This is a genomic window from Paenibacillus sp. VTT E-133291 (assembly GCF_002264395.1).
Lineage (GTDB): Bacteria > Bacillota > Bacilli > Paenibacillales > Paenibacillaceae > Paenibacillus_AQ > Paenibacillus_AQ nitricinens.
The window spans coordinates 1-17,024 of record NZ_NFVA01000114.1 but is presented as its reverse complement, the minus strand read 5'-3'; the positions used below and the strand labels follow the sequence as shown (position 1 = coordinate 17,024).

At 44.7% G+C, this 17,024-nt stretch carries 10 protein-coding genes; 6 read left to right on the top strand and 4 right to left on the bottom strand.

Features of this window, described 5'->3' with window-relative positions:
- Positions 1-37 precede the first annotated feature (37 nt).
- The gene (locus CA598_RS28225; protein ID WP_373455852.1) at positions 38-1,270 is read right to left on the bottom strand and encodes an MFS transporter; all 1,233 of its coding nucleotides are present in this window, start codon (positions 1,268-1,270) and stop codon (positions 38-40) included.
- A gap of 369 nt (positions 1,271-1,639) precedes the next feature.
- Here CA598_RS28225 and CA598_RS28220 point away from each other — a divergent pair, with 369 nt between their 5' ends.
- The 4 genes from CA598_RS28220 to CA598_RS28205 all read left to right on the top strand — a co-directional run bounded on the left by CA598_RS28220 (position 1,640) and on the right by CA598_RS28205 (position 8,676).
- Positions 1,640-3,496 carry an ABC transporter ATP-binding protein gene (locus tag CA598_RS28220; protein WP_094874784.1) on the top strand — a complete coding sequence of 619 codons (1,857 nt, stop codon included), beginning with the start codon at positions 1,640-1,642 and terminating at the stop codon, positions 3,494-3,496.
- Positions 3,426-4,112: a response regulator transcription factor gene (locus tag CA598_RS28215; RefSeq protein ID WP_094874785.1), complete on the top strand. Its 687-nt coding sequence runs from the start codon at positions 3,426-3,428 to the stop codon at positions 4,110-4,112. The genes CA598_RS28220 and CA598_RS28215 overlap by 71 nt, the downstream gene beginning before the upstream one ends.
- Positions 4,099-5,151, top strand: a complete 1,053-nt coding sequence (locus tag CA598_RS28210; protein WP_094874786.1) for a HAMP domain-containing sensor histidine kinase — start codon at positions 4,099-4,101, stop codon at positions 5,149-5,151. Before CA598_RS28215 ends, CA598_RS28210 begins: the two co-directional genes overlap by 14 nt.
- Before the next feature lie 105 nt (positions 5,152-5,256).
- Entirely contained in the window at positions 5,257-8,676 is a 3,420-nt protein-coding gene (locus tag CA598_RS28205; RefSeq protein WP_256990687.1) for an S-layer homology domain-containing protein, read from the top strand.
- Between the two features lie 91 nt (positions 8,677-8,767).
- Here the strand turns inward: CA598_RS28205 and moaA are convergent, their stop codons facing one another.
- The gene (moaA, locus tag CA598_RS28200) at positions 8,768-9,769 is read right to left on the bottom strand and encodes a GTP 3',8-cyclase MoaA (protein ID WP_094878624.1); all 1,002 of its coding nucleotides are present in this window, start codon (positions 9,767-9,769) and stop codon (positions 8,768-8,770) included.
- 415 nt (positions 9,770-10,184) lie between these two features.
- On the opposite strand from moaA, the gene CA598_RS28195 reads away from it, so the two are divergent.
- On the top strand, positions 10,185-10,877 hold the full coding sequence (locus CA598_RS28195) for a TorD/DmsD family molecular chaperone (RefSeq protein WP_094871099.1): 693 nt from the start codon (positions 10,185-10,187) through the stop codon (positions 10,875-10,877).
- Positions 10,878-11,054: 177 nt separating this feature from the next.
- Here the strand turns inward: CA598_RS28195 and CA598_RS28190 are convergent, their stop codons facing one another.
- A complete protein-coding gene (locus CA598_RS28190) occupies positions 11,055-14,192 on the bottom strand; it encodes an efflux RND transporter permease subunit (RefSeq protein ID WP_094878623.1) in 3,138 nt (1,045 codons plus the stop codon).
- A 114-nt stretch (positions 14,193-14,306) separates the two neighbouring features.
- Positions 14,307-15,224 (bottom strand): TetR/AcrR family transcriptional regulator, encoded by a 918-nt coding sequence (locus tag CA598_RS28185; RefSeq protein ID WP_094878622.1) that lies wholly within the window; start codon positions 15,222-15,224, stop codon positions 14,307-14,309.
- A gap of 225 nt (positions 15,225-15,449) precedes the next feature.
- On the opposite strand from CA598_RS28185, the gene cls reads away from it, so the two are divergent.
- On the top strand, positions 15,450-16,958 hold the full coding sequence (gene cls, locus CA598_RS28180; RefSeq protein WP_094871105.1) for a cardiolipin synthase: 1,509 nt from the start codon (positions 15,450-15,452) through the stop codon (positions 16,956-16,958).
- The last annotated feature ends 66 nt before the right edge of the window (positions 16,959-17,024 follow it).

Below are 17,024 nucleotides of genomic sequence, written 5' to 3'. Positions count from 1 at the left end.
CCGTCCTTATAAGGACGCCGAAGGCGTTTATACTTGATTATAATGCTTCAATGTCGAAGATCTCTTCATCTTCCTCTGAAGGGGGACGATACCCGCCGCGGCTAACAAAGAGCCACATGAAACCAAAGCCAAGCGTTCCAATAAGCGTCAAGAATACACCTGTCTGATACATGCTTTGTGCACCCAGATACTGATACATCCAACCTCCGAGAATACCTCCAATGAAACCGGATATCCCACTCCAGCTTAGGGTGTAGAGTGCTTGTCCGGAAGAGCGATAAGGACGTGGAATCAGGAGCATCGTCAATTGGGTGCCTACATAGAAAAAGCCGCCGAACGTTATGCAGTGTAAAATTTGAATGAACACCACTTGAAGGGCAGTAGTCGCATCAGCCATAAACCACCAACGCAGAACGAACAAACCACTGACCAATGCAAGCCAGCCGAGCAGAACAGAAATTTTACGTTTCAGGAACCGGTCACAGAGAACGAATACGCCTACCTCCAAAATGGAGGAGAGGAATACGGCAAGACCAATCATTTTTTTAGAACCACCCAGATCCGTAATATACAAGGATATAAATGTAGTGTTCATAGTGTTTGGTATGGATACCAGAATACCAAACACTAAAAAACACAAGAAAAAAGGATTGAAAATCAACTTACCTAAGCCCTTATACGGCATCGGAGCTCTCATAATGGTATGGTTTATTTTAGGTAATACAAGAACGGATAGGATTGATGCACCTAGTAACGCTGTAAGCAGATAGGTCAAGATGGAAACATCAGCCCAATCCAGGATAAAGCCGGCGACAATCGCAATCAGTGCCCACCCTATTGAACCCCAAAGCCGGAAAGAACGGAAGCGCTGATTAGTTCCATCAATATAGCTGAGAATCATCGTGTTGCTTTGAGCAAATAGTGGTCCTTGGAAGAAATAGAACAAAATAATGGCGTTGTAGATCGTTTCATATGTATTTGCTCGAAACATAAACTGTGAGCACACTAACGTTCCGAATAACATTAGCAAAACGATACGCCGTATATTCTGAGAACGGTCTGTTAAGAACGCCCAAAATGGATTTGCAAATATGGATACTAGCGCTCCCATAGAGAATAAGACACCAATCTCTAATTTGTTCATCCCTACATCCAGCAGGTATAGTTGAAAGAAGCTGGTGAAGAGGACCATGGTTCCATATACAAAAAAATTGAACCATTTTAAAGACGTGATAGAAGATGGAATAACGCCTTTTCGCAAATGGTTCACTCCTTTCTCACTAAATATCTTGCATGGAGTAGAGTGGCCAATAGTAGGCCCTTCTATCACTGTAACACGTGTTGAAAAGGGATACAAACACCCTTTTTTACTTTTTTTCATTATTTTGGGTTTTATTTATGTTTGAGACGCTAAGCGACAAAAAATGCGTGAATGCGTGCGTAGAAGGTACAAACGCTAAGTGTAACGGGCGTTATTTTGGCCTGTGACTATTCCCGCAGAATGAGAACTGACAAGGCATTATTGTCTGATCGGGGCGTTTAACTTCAGTTTACAATCTGCAGATAGGATGGGTGTAAGGCGAGAAAGATATTACTATGCTTTTTTCGTAGAGCTATTAAGAAAAGGGGAGTCATTGTCATGAAGAAATCCGAATCCAAGCGAAAGATGGCGCTGAAGCCATTCTTGACGTTATTAAGAGAAACCAAGCCTTCATACGGCTTATTGGCTATAGCCATTGCGTTAAGCATGATATCGACATTGGTCAGTCTGGTCATCCCGATGTTCACTAAGAACTTGGTGGATGGCTTTTCTCTGGCCTCCGTGAGCAAGCTGCAAATTGCGGGTATAGCAGCTGCATTTATTGCGCAGACCATTGCGGGAGGGATCTCTATCTATCTGCTCAATTATGCAGGTCAGAAGATGGTTGCAGGTCTGCGGGACCGACTGTGGCGTAAATTTCTAGTTCTGCCTGTGGCTTATTATAATGACAACCGAACGGGAGAAAGTGTCAGCCGCATGACGAATGATACAGGGATTATCAAAACGCTAATTTCTGAACATCTAGCCAGCTTATTTACCGGAGTGATTTCCATTGTAGGTTCGATCTCAGTTCTACTATTTTTAAATTGGAAAATGACACTTGTTCTATTCACTGTTCTTCCACTTTCTGCGCTGATACTAGTACCACTTGGGCGGCAGATGTACAAAATCTCGAAGGGTATGCAGGACGAGACAGCTTCTTTTACTGCTACACTTAGTGGTGTTTTATCTGAGATCCGTCTGGTCAAATCCTCAGGCGCAGAGAAAAAAGAGTACGAGGCAGGCAAGGCTGGAATTATGAACCTGCTTTCTTTTGGTATTCGTGAAGGCAAGATTAGCGCGATGATCAGTCCACTTGTCTCCTTTGTTTTTATGATGCTGCTTGTGGTCATTATCGGTTATGGTGGGATGCAGGTATCTTCCGGCGTCTTGACGGCTGGAGAACTAGTCGCCTTTATTCTTTATCTTATTCAGATTATTATGCCACTTACTCAACTGACTACGTTCTTCACACAGATTCAGAAAGCTAAGGGTGCCTCTGAGCGTATTATTGAGACCTTGGCAGCAGAAGAGGAAGTATATGAAGGACAGGAAGAGGCAAATGGCGAAGAAGGTCCGATCTCAGTAGAGGGATTAAGCTTTGGATATAAAAATGGTGAGAAGGTATTGAATGATGTAAGTTTCCAGATGCTTCCTGGTCAGGTGACGGCTATTGTCGGACCGAGTGGAGGCGGTAAGACCACGTTGTTCTCCTTGCTAGAACGTTTTTACGAGCCTCAGTCAGGCCTGATTAAGCTGGGTGACAAGCCAGTATCTACATTCTCACTGCGTTCGTGGCGGAAGCTTATAGGGTATGTCTCGCAGGAAAGTCCACTGCTTTCAGGTACGATTGCTGAGAATTTAACCTACGGATTGGATCGTGACGTTAGCAGGGAGGAGATGCACGCAGCAGCAGCAATGGCTTATGCAGATGGCTTTATTGATGCACTTCCTGAAGGCTATAATACGGATGTCGGCGAAAGAGGCGTGAAGCTGTCTGGTGGACAGCGGCAACGGATTGCTATTGCTAGAGCACTGCTGCGGAACCCGAAGATTCTTATGCTTGATGAAGCCACTTCCAGTCTGGATAGCCAATCGGAAGCCGTGGTGCAGAAGGCACTGTCCAATTTGATGGAGGGTCGGACTACGATTGTAATAGCGCACCGTTTGGCTACAGTTGTAAATGCAGAGCAGATTATTTTTATGGAAAAGGGTCAAATTACCGGAATGGGAAGTCATGAGGAGCTACTGGAAAACCATGAATTATATCGTGAATTTGCCACCCAGCAGCTACAGATGAATAACCCCGAGATTCAGGACATTAAAGAGGAGGCTCCAGTGCTGTATGACAAAAATACTAGTAGTGGACGACGATCCGCACATCCGCGAATTGGTAGAAGTATTTCTGAGAGCTGAAGGAATGGATGAGATCTATGGAGCATCCGATGGACTGGAGGCTCTTCAGATTCTGGAAGGTAATAACATAGATTTAGCTATTATTGATGTAATGATGCCCAACATGGACGGCTGGGAGCTATGCCGGCGGATGCGCCACAACTATGATTTCCCGATTTTAATGCTGACAGCCAAAGGGGAAACCTCACAAATTGTAAAAGGCTTTGAGCTGGGTAGTGATGATTATCTGGTCAAGCCATTTGAGCCGGTTGTACTTATTGCGAGAGTAAAGGCGCTGCTTAAACGATATCAGATTTCGGCCGCGCAAAGTGTGACCGTAGGCCGATTGCGTATGAATCGTAAAACCTACGAGGTCTCCTCAGAGTATGGGGAAATCACCTTGCCGCTTAAGGAATTTGAGCTGTTGTTTAAGCTGGGCAGCTATCCGGGGCAAACATTGACAAGAGACAGGCTGATCGAAGAAATTTGGGGTTATGATTTTGAAGGGAATGAGCGGACGCTCGATGTGCATATCAACCGTTTGCGTGAACGGTTCAATCAGGATAACTATGGTTTCGTTATTCGTACGATCCGCGGACTAGGGTATCGGCTGGAGGCTGAGTATGAATCAGTTTAAGGAGATTCTTAAGCGGATTGGGATGACTTTTGTGTATTTTGGTGGCGTTGGGATTAGCTGGAGTGCAGCTTATTTCCTGATGAACTGGATATATAGCAGGGTTGGGCGTCCCTCCTCGGAGTATGTTGTTCAATTAATCAGTGTGATGGTCGGTATTGTAATCTTGTTCCTGATGGCATTATTAACCTCAAAGTTTTTTCGGGGCTGGGAACGTGTTTTCTATAACTCGATCATCGAAGGTTTAGGGCGTATTGCTAAGGGTGATTTCGATGTGGTACTGGATAATAAAAAGGACTACAGGGAATTCGGTGAAATTGTAGAGAGTATCAACGTAATGGCCAGCGAGCTGAGCCAGATGGAGACTATGCGTCAGGATTTTATCTCCAATGTATCGCATGAAATCCAGTCTCCGCTAACCTCGATTCGGGGGTTTGCTCTTGCACTTCAGGATGAGACTGTAAGTGTGGAGAGTAGAAGGCATTATCTTAATATTATTGTGGCTGAGAGTACCCGTGTATCTGGGCTCAGTGATAATTTATTGAAGCTGTCCGCGCTTGAATCGGGCAATTTCCCGTTTGAAAATCAGGTTTACCGTCTGGATAAGCAGCTTCGTGATACCATTCTGGCTTCCGAGCCCCAATGGCTGGAGAAAAATATAGAGGTAGAGGCCGAATTGGAAGAAGTAAACATCAATGCGGTTAAAGATTTGATGAGGCAGGTTTGGACCAATCTCCTGCATAACAGCATCAAATTTACTCCACAGAGCGGTTGTATTCATATTAGGCTTCGTATGGTGGATGAACGGGTAGAGGTAGAGATTCAAGATAGCGGGATTGGTATCTCGGAGGAAGATTTGCCTCGGATCTTCGAGCGTTTTTATAAGGCGGACAAAGCTAGAACTGCAAGCGGTGGCGGCAGCGGACTGGGTCTATCATTGGTTAAAAAAATCGTTGAGCTGCATGAAGGAAGGGTAACTGTAGCTAGTCGTCCTGGGGAAGGAACGGCGTTCACGGTAAGCCTGCCAGTTCGAATAAAATAAGGTTTACACAAACATGTAACAACTTCCGACATGTCTTTACAATCTTCTACTATTCTAAATATAGAATAATAGAAAATTAAAAAGTCATCGGAGGGTTAAATCATTTTGAAAAAGAGAAAAGTTCGCGTATTTTTAACTAGTTCGCTTGCCGTATTATTGTTGAGCCCTAACCTAACGCAGGCAGCATACAGTGCTTCTGCTCAATCAACGCCTGAGTTCACGACAACAGCTTCTGAACATTCAGGCAAGTGGATGACAGGTGAATATCACGCACATACTTTTGAATCGAATGATGCTCAGGAGTCACTGAAGAGTGTCCTCGATGCTGCATTTGAACAAAATGGTTTTGACTGGATGGCACTGGCTGACCACCTTCGGGTATCTGACCGGGATGATGAAGGGGTGAATCTCCCCGGCGGCTCCATTCCGATGTCTCAAGGCATTATAGATTATCAGAATGAGAAAATTAAGAAGTTACAGGCAGAAGGCAAATACGCTGGTAAAATCATTTTTTCCGGCTTTGAGTGGGATATACCCCAATATGATCATGCTGCGGTTGGGATTGTTACAGATCATCCAGGGTCTGCAGAAGCTTTGAAGGCTATTAATCAATTTGAATATTTATTTACTAATCGGGATGTAAGTATGTTTGATCCGGCAGATGTGGCTAAGTGGAGTGCGGCAGATAAGAGATCTTTTTCTACAAAAGAAGATACTCGCACAGCTATGAAATGGCTAAGTAGTCATTATCCAGATAGCTATGTACTGATCAATCACCCCTCCAGAAAAAATGGTACAAGCTCGGAGCTTAAAATAGAGGATATCCGTGATTTTAACAATATCGATCCGAATCTTGTCTTCGGCTTTGAAGGTATGCTGGGCAATCAGATGGCGAGTGATCGGGGAGAGACGCCTGAGACTTACGGAGGTACAGACGTCAAAGTTGCACAGCTTGGAGGAATGTGGGACGCACTGCTGGGTGAGGGACGCAGATTTTGGAATTTTGCTAACTCAGACTTTCATTTCAAAACAAAAAATGATCAATTTTCTAGCGGTTACTGGCCTGGTGAATATTCCAAGAACTATACCTGGGTGGATGGCTCCGATATTAACGCTGTCGTAGATGGCATGCGGTCAGGGAAATCCTTCTCTGTTTTTGGGGATCTCATCAACGCATTAGAGTTTAACGTGTCTGGAGATGGACAAGAGGAAGAAATGGGCGGCGAACTGGACGTAAAACAAGGGGACGACCTAGAGCTTACGATCCGTTTCAAAAGTCCACAGCAAAATAATAATGGCGACGCTGTTAAGGTAGATCATGTAGATTTAATCTCCGGTGAAGTCCATGGCAAGGTTGATCCAGGCACACCTGATTACACCAAAGCGACTAACGATTCAACACAAGTGTTGAAACGTTTCACAAGCGAGGACTGGACTACCGATTCCGAAGGCTACAATGTTATTAAGTATAAGGTAGAGGCAGTGGACAAGGATCGTTACTTCCGGTTAAGAGGAACTAACCTGGGAACTGATGTTGCAGGAGAAACGGTTAACGGCGAACCGCAGATTGATCCAAAAAATAATACTGTGGATAACCTGACTCGTTTCGAAGAAATCAATGCCCGTAATTATAGTGATATGTGGTTTTATTCCAATCCGATTTTTGTGGATGTGGAGTCGTACAGCGATCAGCAGGCAGTTAATGATACTATGACTGAATTAGATCTAGGAGATACAAGCGCAGTAACTTCTGATCTAACGTTGCCTACAGAAGGCAAACACGGGACAAGTATTGTGTGGAAAAGCTCCAATCCGGTCCTGATGACGAATGCAGGTAAAATCACCTTCCAACCTAAGAAGGATACGAAGCTGACCTTAACAGCTACAATCCAGCGGGGATTAGCTACGGAAACGAAGGCTTTTGAAGTAACGCTGAGCGGAGATGATCGTATCACCCCATTGGCCCTTCATAGCACATTAAAGACTGAGAACGGACAATCTTATTTAAGTGGTGACTGGACGAATCACAGTGTTTCTGTAAGCGTGTATGCTAGCGTATATATTCCTGGTGCGGATGTATCCATTCAATTGGCGAACGATGTAAACGGCAATTTCCTACCCTATGAAAGTGGGAAAGTGGTTGAGATTTCGGAAGAAGGCCAACATCAACTGCAATTTAAAGCAACGGATTCTTTAGAAAATACTACAACACTGCCCATTGCTGTGAATATCGATCGTACAGCACCTGTGATTACCCTGAAGGGGGATAGTCATCTGAATCTGACCCAAGGGAATGGCTTCAAGGACCCGGGCGCAGAGGTTGCGGACAAGGTTGGGATTGCGGGGGCTATCCTGGTGACAGGAACAGTGGATGTGCAGACTCCAGGAACCTATAAACTGAAATACAATGCCACAGATTTGGCTGGTAATGCGGCTACTGAGGTTGTACGCACAGTAGTTGTAACCGCGGGCACTGGCAGTGGAGGGGGAAATAATAACGGAGGGGGCAGCGGACCAGTTCCAACTCCAGCTCCTACCGCGACGCCATCTCCTACAGGGCAGCCCGCTACAACTCCGCGTGTGGAATTGGAGGTAAAAGCACAGCAGGGAGGAACGGGCACACTTAAAGACGTGGGCAGCTTTACGATTCCGGCTGGAGCGTTGTCTGGTAACAGCGAAATTTCCTTTTCGGTTGTTGCTACTGGTGAGACACCAGCTAAAGGCGATCTTCAGGCTGTGAGTGTAGCCGTTGAGCTTACTAGCGGCAAGACGGGCATGCTCAATAAACCTGTAGAATTGTCTCTGAATTACGATGCTGCTCAGATTACATCAGGTCATAAAGCGGCAATCTACTATTATAACGAACAGCTTAAAAAATGGATTTACGTGGGTGGTCAAAGCCAAACGGCTGGGATTATAACTGCAAATGTGAATCAGTTCGCTAAATATGCTGTATTTAATTATCAGGCTCCATCGATTACTGATTTGAATAATCATTGGTCTTCTACATTTACAGACCGTCTAATCGGAATGGGTGTTATGAAAGGGTATGAGGATCATACCTTCCGTCCGAATGAGGAGGTTACCCGCACACAGTTTGCGTCTATGATTGTACGGGCGCTAGGTTTGCAATCTATGGGCAGCACGATGAAATTCGCGGATCAAAGTGCGATTCCATCTTGGGCTGCAAATGATGTAGCAGCGGCGGTAAATGCCGGAATCCTTCGTGGATATGAGGTAAATGGCAAAATGTTCTTCGAGCCTTTGGAGAAAATTACCCGTGCTGAAATGTCAGTTATGCTCGCCAATGCTTTGAACGCTAATGCCCATAAGCAAACGGATAAAGAGGGGAACTTCGCGGATCTTACCTCCATTCCACAATGGGCACAGGCATCTGTAAAAGCGGGTGTTGAAGCTGGTATTTTGGGTGGATTCGAGGATCATACGTTCCGACCTGAGAACCATGCTACAAGAGCGGAAGCAGCAGCGACCATTTACAAGCTGCTCGAGGCCCTGTATCTATAAAATATGGATGGCGAGGCCATCCTTTAATCTCTAATTGAAACGCCGCTTTTCCCAATTGTTTTGGGGAAAGCGGCGTTTTTAATAAGACAGACTAACCTCCGATTTGAGACATACGCCGAGTCGTCGGCGTGTGGCTTTGTGCTTTTTTCTCCAAGGCTAATGCCATTTCGTGGTTATGCGGCTTGTTACCCAGAGCTTTGCGGAATAAGGCCTGCACTGCTGCAGGATCGCTTATTAGGGGACGGACATTGTACTCGTCTTCCCAATACAGACAAGCTTTGATATGGCCATCTGCAGTTAGTCTTAGACGATTGCAGTTATCGCAAAAGTGATCGCTTACGGGATGAATTAATCCGAACGTTCCTTGCGCTCCAATAACCCGCCGATTCTGGGAGGGACCATTGCCAGAGGGCATCTCTGCCTCCACGGTTTCCCATCCAGCTTCAGTACAGGCATCAATAACGGTCTCCAGCGGCAAATAGGATTGGCGCCAAGAATCAGTAGCACTTCCGATAGGCATATATTCAATAAAGCGTACATTTAGTGGACTGTTCAGCGTAAGGGAGATGAAATCCTTGATCTCGTCATCATTAATCCCTTTCATTAGTACAACGTTAAGCTTGATCGGCGCCAGCCCAGCAGCTTGTGCTGCCTCAATCCCCTTTAGTACCTTGGAGACCTCACCGCCGCGTGTAATCATAACGAAGCGATCTTGCCGTAATGAGTCTAGGCTGATATTCACACGTGTTAGTCCGGCTTGTTTTAACGACTTTGCTTTAGCTGGTAGCATTAATCCATTTGTAGTCAGTGAAATATCGTCGATCCCCGGAATGGCAGATATCATAGCCACTAGCTTTTCGAGATCTTTGCGTACAAGAGGTTCTCCACCGGTTAACCTTACTTTACGTAACCCGAGAGGGGCTAGCGAATCCACCACTGCGGTGATTTCCTCATAACTCAGAATCTCGTCCTGTGGCTGGAATTCCATCCCTTCCGCTGGCATACAATAAATGCAACGCAGGTTGCAGCGGTCGGTAACCGAAATGCGGATGTAATCGTGTAAACGCCCAAAAGGGTCCGTCAGCGGCTCCATAGCGTTGCTCCCTTCAATTGTCGGTATAGTGAATGCTTTTCTCCTTAAGAGGTGATGAGGGCTGTTATACTTGTTTAGAATTTTAAAGATCACTTGAGGGTACGTCAATGAGCAAAGTAGTGGACGTGTTAAGCACCCCCTAATTAAATAAGGAAGGTTATGATTTTATTGCATAATTATGGACAAACTAAATAGAATGATGAAGCCGAAATAGTCTTGCGAAAATGTGACAAAAGTACGACAAATGATGTGATTAGTCATAGAATGCTCACGGAAAGCGTTTTAAATATCCGATATAATCTAGGTGCGGATTACTTTATTCTTTCACTTTTGCGAAAACAGAAAGGATACCGGGAACTTCACATCGTAATGTGACGGTGTGTGACCGGGAAACCCAATGAGGAGGATTTGCAAAATGACTATGCAAACTGTTCCATCGCTCGCCGTGCCGGAGGCATTTAGCCATTGGTTGGAAAGTCGGGGATTAATATATCAGCTTTTAGTGGATTTTTTGGGTAGAAAACCATCACTCTCCCTTGTGGCTCAGTGGAGCCGCAATCGCAAGATGAGTGTTGCTGCAGAAATGACGGAAGGCGGGCGGGAACTGAAGCGTTATCTGAGTCAGGAACCGAACCAGCTCCTGAAGATATGCGAGAAAGAGTGCCTGGAGTATAAACGGCTTATGCACGAACAGACAGTAAGCTCTTTTAAATTACGTGAAGCTGCTATTCTGGGTCGTTCTGAAGATTTCTGCAACGTGCTTGCTGATGTGTATACTTCCGCAGGAATTGTTTTTAACAAATGTAATGGTGAAGCTGATGATCATATTGCTATTGAGCTGGAATTTATGGCAGTAATGCATGAGCGTATGTTGTATAATAGCTTTTCCATTAGAAGTGCTATGGAGCTGCTTGATATTCAGGAAGCCTTTTTGGAAGAACATTTACTGCAATGGACCCCACAGTTCTGCGACAAATTGAATGCAGCAACAGATAGTCCGTTGTATCTGGGGCTTTCCCATATGCTCGCAGAATTTCTGCCCCTTGATCTGCAAATGCTGCGTTCCTGGAGAGCTTCACTAGAGAGCAGTGCAACAGCAATGCTATAAGAACACTATAATACAGAGCCCGGCCTATAAATTAGGTCGGGTTTTCCTTGCTGTGGAAGTGTAAATAGCGATTTAAATGAAGGTCCAAGTAAAAAAGAAGCTGTCCCCTAAGTAGTATTCACTACTTTGGAGACAGCTTCTTCATTTAGCATGTTTACTTGATATGCATCAAGTGTTCTAGTCAATTACCTTTTTACTGCGGAATTTCATCAGGAACTCATACACGACTGGTACTACTACAAGTGTCAGTAGCGTGGAGCTGATCAAACCGCCGATAACAGTAACGCCTAGTCCTTTGGAGATGATCCCTGCACTGTTTTCAAGTCCTGTAACCAGTGGCAGCAATGCGCCAATCGTTGCAAGTGCAGTCATCAGGATTGGACGTAAACGTGTGCCGCCTGCTTCAAGCAAGGCTTGACGTGTGGTCATTCCTTCTTTTTCCTTATGAATAACGCGGTCGATGAGGACAATGGCATTCGTGACTACGATACCAATCAACATCAGCGCACCCATGAGGGAGGAGACGTTTAAGGTTTCTCCAGCGATTAGAAGAGCCACTAGTACCCCGATAATGGTGAAAGGAAGTGAGAACAGGATAGCAAATGGAGCTAATCCACCGCCAAATGTAACCACAAGCACGAAGTAAACGATGGCAATAGCAGCCGCCATAGCGATACCTAATTGACCAAATGTGTCATTGATCTGCTCGGTTACACCACCGAAGCTTACTGTTACGCCGTCAGGTAAGTCCATAGCATCTACTTTTTCCTTCACGAGGTTAGAAGCACTGTTGACGTCACTTGAAATAATCTCGGCAGTGACATCCACCTTCATTTTACCGTCCATCCGAGTAATCGAGTCTGGGGAAGACCCATTTTCAATTTTAGCGACTTGCCCGATTGGCACGGAGATGCCTAGTGGGGAAGTCAATGTAGCTTCTTCCATTTCTTTAATGCTCTTATACGTTTCTTTATCAGTTTCGATATAGACTTTGTAGTTCTTGCCGTCCATTTCTACTTCTGTGAGTACTGGACGTGTACCTGCAGGAGCAAGCTTCATCGCAATTTGTCCCGCTGTAAGTCCAAGGGAGCTAAGCTTTTCTTGGTCCGCTACAATCGTATATTGATCGTAAGCTTCTTTGAGACTTGTTTCTCCATCTTTGAAATTAGTGGTATCAGCCTGCACGATTTTGGCGATCTCATCTGCGACTGGCTCGATTTGATCTAAATCATCTCCGAATACATTCACGGTTAGTGAGCTTCCACCCATACCTCCGCTCATCATCGCAGACATATCGCCCCACACACCATCTGGGACTTCTGCGGTTAAGCCCTCGATCAACTTCTCTTTCACGGATTCGAAATCAGGAGTTTTGCTATCATAAACGATGAAGAAAAGTCCCGAATTGCTCGATCCGCCCATACCCATAGGGCCGCCGCCGCCGATGGAATATTGCATTTTATCTACATGCTGTTGCGCTAAAATATATTTCTCTGCTTTCAGACCTTGCTCTTGGACTTCTTCAGTTCTTTGCCCAGCCTTCGGTGAGTAGGTTAGCATAACCGTTTTATCCTCTTGGGAAGGCATAAAGCTAACGCCGATAGGCTTGATCAGGAACAAGCTACCCGCAAGGAGCAGAACGGCTACTCCGAACGTAACGAGTTTATGGGAAAGACACCAGTTCAGAATCTTTTGGTAACCGGCAGACATTCTGTCTGGTTTCTCACTATGCGTCTTCTTACCTTTCAATCCGTTCCGGAACAGGGAGTGCGCCATTGCAGGAACTAGGGTAATCGCAACTACCAATGAAGCGAGCAGGGCGAAGACCATGGTTAAGGCGAAAGGCAAGAACAGCTCTCCAACCATGCCACTTACTAAAGCAAGCGGTAAGAACACTGCGATGGTTACAATTGTTGAGGACATGATTGGTACGAACATTTCACGTGTGGCTGCACTGATTAATTCCCGGCCTTTTAGCTTCTCCCCAGATAAGGAGAGTCGCCGGTATATGTTCTCTATGACTACAATCGAGTCATCGACTACCCGTCCGATGGCAACGGTCATCGCACCAAGGGTCATCATATTAAGCGTAATGTCCATTTGACGCAGACATAACACTGCGATCAGCAATGATAAAGGAATAGAGATGATAGAAATGATCGTCGAACGAATATTCCGCAGGAAGACCAAAATGATAATGACTGCGAAAAGGGCGCCAAATACCGCTTTGGACAACATTGTATTTACGGAGTCCTCAATCGGCTTACCTTGGTCAAGCAGAACTGTAAGGTCAATGCCTTTATATTGTGCTTTTAATTCTTCAGTTTTGTCCTTAACACCATTTACGACATCAACAGTGTTGGCATCGTTGGCTTTGACAATCTGGATACCGATCGATTCTTTACCATTCGTACGGGAGATCGATTCAGAATTCCCAACAACCTCAATTGTAGCAAGCTCTCCCAGCTTCACGGTCGGCAAGCCCATATTTGCAGCTCCGCCAGCAGCGCCTGCACCGGCAGCGCCAGCTCCAGGAGCTCCAGCACCAGCAGCACTCGCAGCACCAGTCGGCATTACTGGAATAGTCACATTTTTAAGATCCTCAACGGTGGTGATGTTGCCATCCACGACAACTGCCTTTTGAGCTTTATCCATCTCGAACAGTCCTAGTGGAACGCGGAGGGAAGAGCCTTGAATAATCCCTTTAACCGTATCTTCTGTCAGTCCGTATTCCTTAAGCTTCTCTTGATTAAACTTAAGCGAAACTTCTTTGACGTATTGTCCAGAGATTTGAATAGAAGCAACACCCTCAACATCTTCAAGGGCGGGGCGAATTTCGTTCTCGGCAATACGGGTTAGTTCTTCGAGATCTTCTGAATCCCCATTCGATAAACTAAGGGAGACTACAGGCATTGAGCTAAGGCTAAACCGGGAAATGGAAGGCTTTTGCACATTGTCCGGCAATGAGACCTCATTTAGCGCTTCGCGAACTGCTGCTGTAGCATTATCCAGATTCGTTCCATAATCAAACTCAATTTGAATACTGGAGGCATTCTCCAGAGAAGTGGAGGTGATTGTCTTTACGCCATCCACATTGCGCAGTTTTTGCTCTAATGGTTTGCTGACATCATTAACAACGCCTTCTGGTGCAGCCCCCGGATAGATGGTTGTTACGCTAAGATAGGGTATACTAATATTAGGTAGGGTTTCTTGCTTCATTGTCAGTCCGCTGTACAAACCGGCAAATACAATAATTATCGTCAGAAGCCAAATGGCAAATTTATTTCTGAGCGAGAAATTAATTAAGCTTTTCATAAGTTTTGTTTCTGCTCCTCTCGGGCCTTATCTTTACGAAATAGGGCGCCATTTTGAAAATTTATAATACTCACTATCCATTTTCTTCTCTCTCACGAACTCTTTATAGAGCAATTAACGAAATACGCATGAATGATTTGAAAAAGAGGTAACCAGCTTCCTCAATTCTTCCAATGGTGTAGTGAGCTCTGAGCAGGATTGGAGGTTGGACAACATCCCCTGTATGATTGCTTTGCGTGGGTGTGGTAAGAGAACCTCGCCTTCTAGAATGTTGAGTGATTCCAGTAAATCGGCTGACTCTTCGGGAACAATACTATCTAATTTACTGACCAGAGTCTTCATGTCCTTAATGATCTGTAGTGGGTTTTTTCGCTTACTCTCCTCATTCTCTTCCATCCAGCTTGCTAAAATAGTCGAGTTGATGAGTGGAGCCTGCTTACTTGTAAGAAGACCAGCTACAATAATATCCAATAGATTCATTAGATGATCAGCCATAACAGCAAGGGACAAATGGGTGTCCTGACGAAAAATAACCGCAATATAGGATTTGATTAGACCATGACCTACAATACATAAATCTCCGGTATAGGGAACGATCTCTTTTCCATAAAGGCTCTCCATCTTCACCTGAAACCAGCGCAAGAAGGAAGCATTGTTTCTGCGCAGCCATTCCGGTACTTCAGTATCAAACCCTTTTCCGGCAACCTCCTGGATCTGACGCTGCAAGAACTCACGTAATTCGTACACATGACTCAGTAGAATTTCTATTTGATTCCTAAGCTTCTCACGCGGTGTTCTTTGGGTTTCTTGTTCTTCACGTAATAAGGGATCACGAATCATTCGGTAACAATAGAGAAAAATGCTGCGTTCCAGCTCCTCTTTTGATTTGAATACTAGATACAAGCTTCCCTTCGAAATTCCGCATAATTCGGCGATCTCTTGCATAGACGTGGAGGACGAGCCTTTCACAGCGAATAATTGCATGGCGATCTTAATAATCTGTTCCTGCTTGTCCATCGTTTTATCACTCATTGGGGAATAACCTCCTTTCTGACTACTCAGTTCTATAATTGACTAATCGGTCAAAATAATTATATTCGATCCATCCTGTCATTACAAATTTCACCACAGAAGGGTTACAGTTTTGTTGTAAATAGATTTTTACATAGTAATTAGCTAGGAAGAAATAGGTTCTTCATGTAATATATAAATGTGTCATTTCAGTGTTGTTTGTATGAATAAGAAGGTAGGTACAATATGAGAAGAGGACTTCAATCTATAATTATCATTGGGGCATTTATAGCATTTTATTATTTTGGTTTTGGTATTTTTGGGAGTACTGCAGGAACGATTATTAGTATTTTCTCCACACTGACGGTCATTTCGATTAGCTTGGCTATTTTTATGGAGAACCGTAATCCTTCCACTACGATGTCTTGGATTCTTTTGCTTGCGTTGATCCCGGTGCTCGGACTGGTCTTCTATTTTCTATTTGGTCAGAATGTGTTTAAACGTCGTAAATATGATAAAAAAGCACAAAGAGATCTTATGGCTTATGAGCGAATTGAGAATGACGCTTTGCGTACGCATCAAGATTGGTCGGTCTTTGACCCCTCGCGTCAAAAACTACTATTATTATCCAAGACTCTAGCACGTACTCCTATTTCCTTTGCTTCAGAGACGCGTATCCTAACCAATGGTGAGGAGACGTTTGGGACATTACTGCTAGAGCTGAGACAAGCGAAGCACCATATACATATGGAGTATTACATCTTCCGTGCAGATCACATTGGAACGCGTATTCAACAGATTCTGATCGCGAAGGCGCGTGCGGGAGTGTCTGTCCGATTTATGTATGATGCTGTAGGTAGCTTTCAACTCTCCAGAGCCTTTTTGAAGGAGTTAGTTGACGCTGGAGTACAGGTGGCTTCGTACGGTAATTCCACCTCCTTTTTCTCTAGCCGGGTCAATTACCGGAATCACCGAAAAATCGTCGTCATCGACGGTGATGTCGGGTTCATGGGTGGACTCAATGTGGGGGATGAATATCTAAGCCGTAGTAAAACTTATGGATTCTGGCGTGACACCCATATGTTAGTTAGAGGTGAAGCGGTACGGACGATGCAAATCATCTTCTTGCAAGATTGGATGCATACTACAGGTGAAAAAATATTGGAGCAGGATTATCTCACACCACAGCTACACTTTATGACAGGGGACGGAGCTGTACAGATCATTGCGAGTGGGCCGGACAATGAACGCCGTGCACTCAAAAATATATTTTTCTCCATGATCACCTCAGCTGAGAAATCAGTTTGGATTGCCAGCCCTTATTTCATTCCGGACGAGGATATCCTGACTGCGATACGTGTAGCGGCTATATCTGGTCTAGATGTTCGATTATTATTCCCTGCTAAGCCGGATAAATGGATTCCGTTTCTGGCTTCGCATTCTTATTTCCCGGCATTGCTGGAGGCTGGGGTGAAGATTTATGAATACGAGAAGGGCTTTATACACTCTAAGCTGTTAATCGTGGATGGTGAAATAGCGACTATTGGTACAGCAAACATGGACATGCGGAGCTTCCATCTTAACTTTGAAGTTAACGCACTATTGCTTCAAACAGAGAGTGTTACCCGAATCGTTGCTGATTTTGAACGGGATTTATTATCTACCACTCAGATTGTGCAGGAGACCTTTATGAATAAACGCATGGTGGTACGTATGCTGGAATCTGCGGCCAGACTAATGTCTCCGCTGCTATAGCCTTATAACAGAAAAACCACCGTAGAGGGTGTAGCCTGATATGCTCCCATCATAGTAGACAGTAGA

Excerpts from the sequence above, each read along its gene's own strand:
- CA598_RS28195 (WP_094871099.1), top strand. The coding sequence starts at position 10,185 with ATGACTATGCAAACTGTTCCATCGCTCGCCGTGCCGGAGGCATTTAGC.
- CA598_RS28190 (WP_094878623.1), bottom strand. The coding sequence starts at position 14,192 with ATGAAAAGCTTAATTAATTTCTCGCTCAGAAATAAATTTGCCATTTGG.
- CA598_RS28185 (WP_094878622.1), bottom strand. The coding sequence starts at position 15,224 with ATGAGTGATAAAACGATGGACAAGCAGGAACAGATTATTAAGATCGCC.
- moaA (WP_094878624.1), bottom strand. The coding sequence starts at position 9,769 with ATGGAGCCGCTGACGGACCCTTTTGGGCGTTTACACGATTACATCCGC.
- CA598_RS28210 (WP_094874786.1), top strand. The coding sequence starts at position 4,099 with ATGAATCAGTTTAAGGAGATTCTTAAGCGGATTGGGATGACTTTTGTG.
- CA598_RS28220 (WP_094874784.1), top strand. The coding sequence starts at position 1,640 with ATGAAGAAATCCGAATCCAAGCGAAAGATGGCGCTGAAGCCATTCTTG.
- cls (WP_094871105.1), top strand. The coding sequence starts at position 15,450 with ATGAGAAGAGGACTTCAATCTATAATTATCATTGGGGCATTTATAGCA.
- CA598_RS28215 (WP_094874785.1), top strand. The coding sequence starts at position 3,426 with ATGACAAAAATACTAGTAGTGGACGACGATCCGCACATCCGCGAATTG.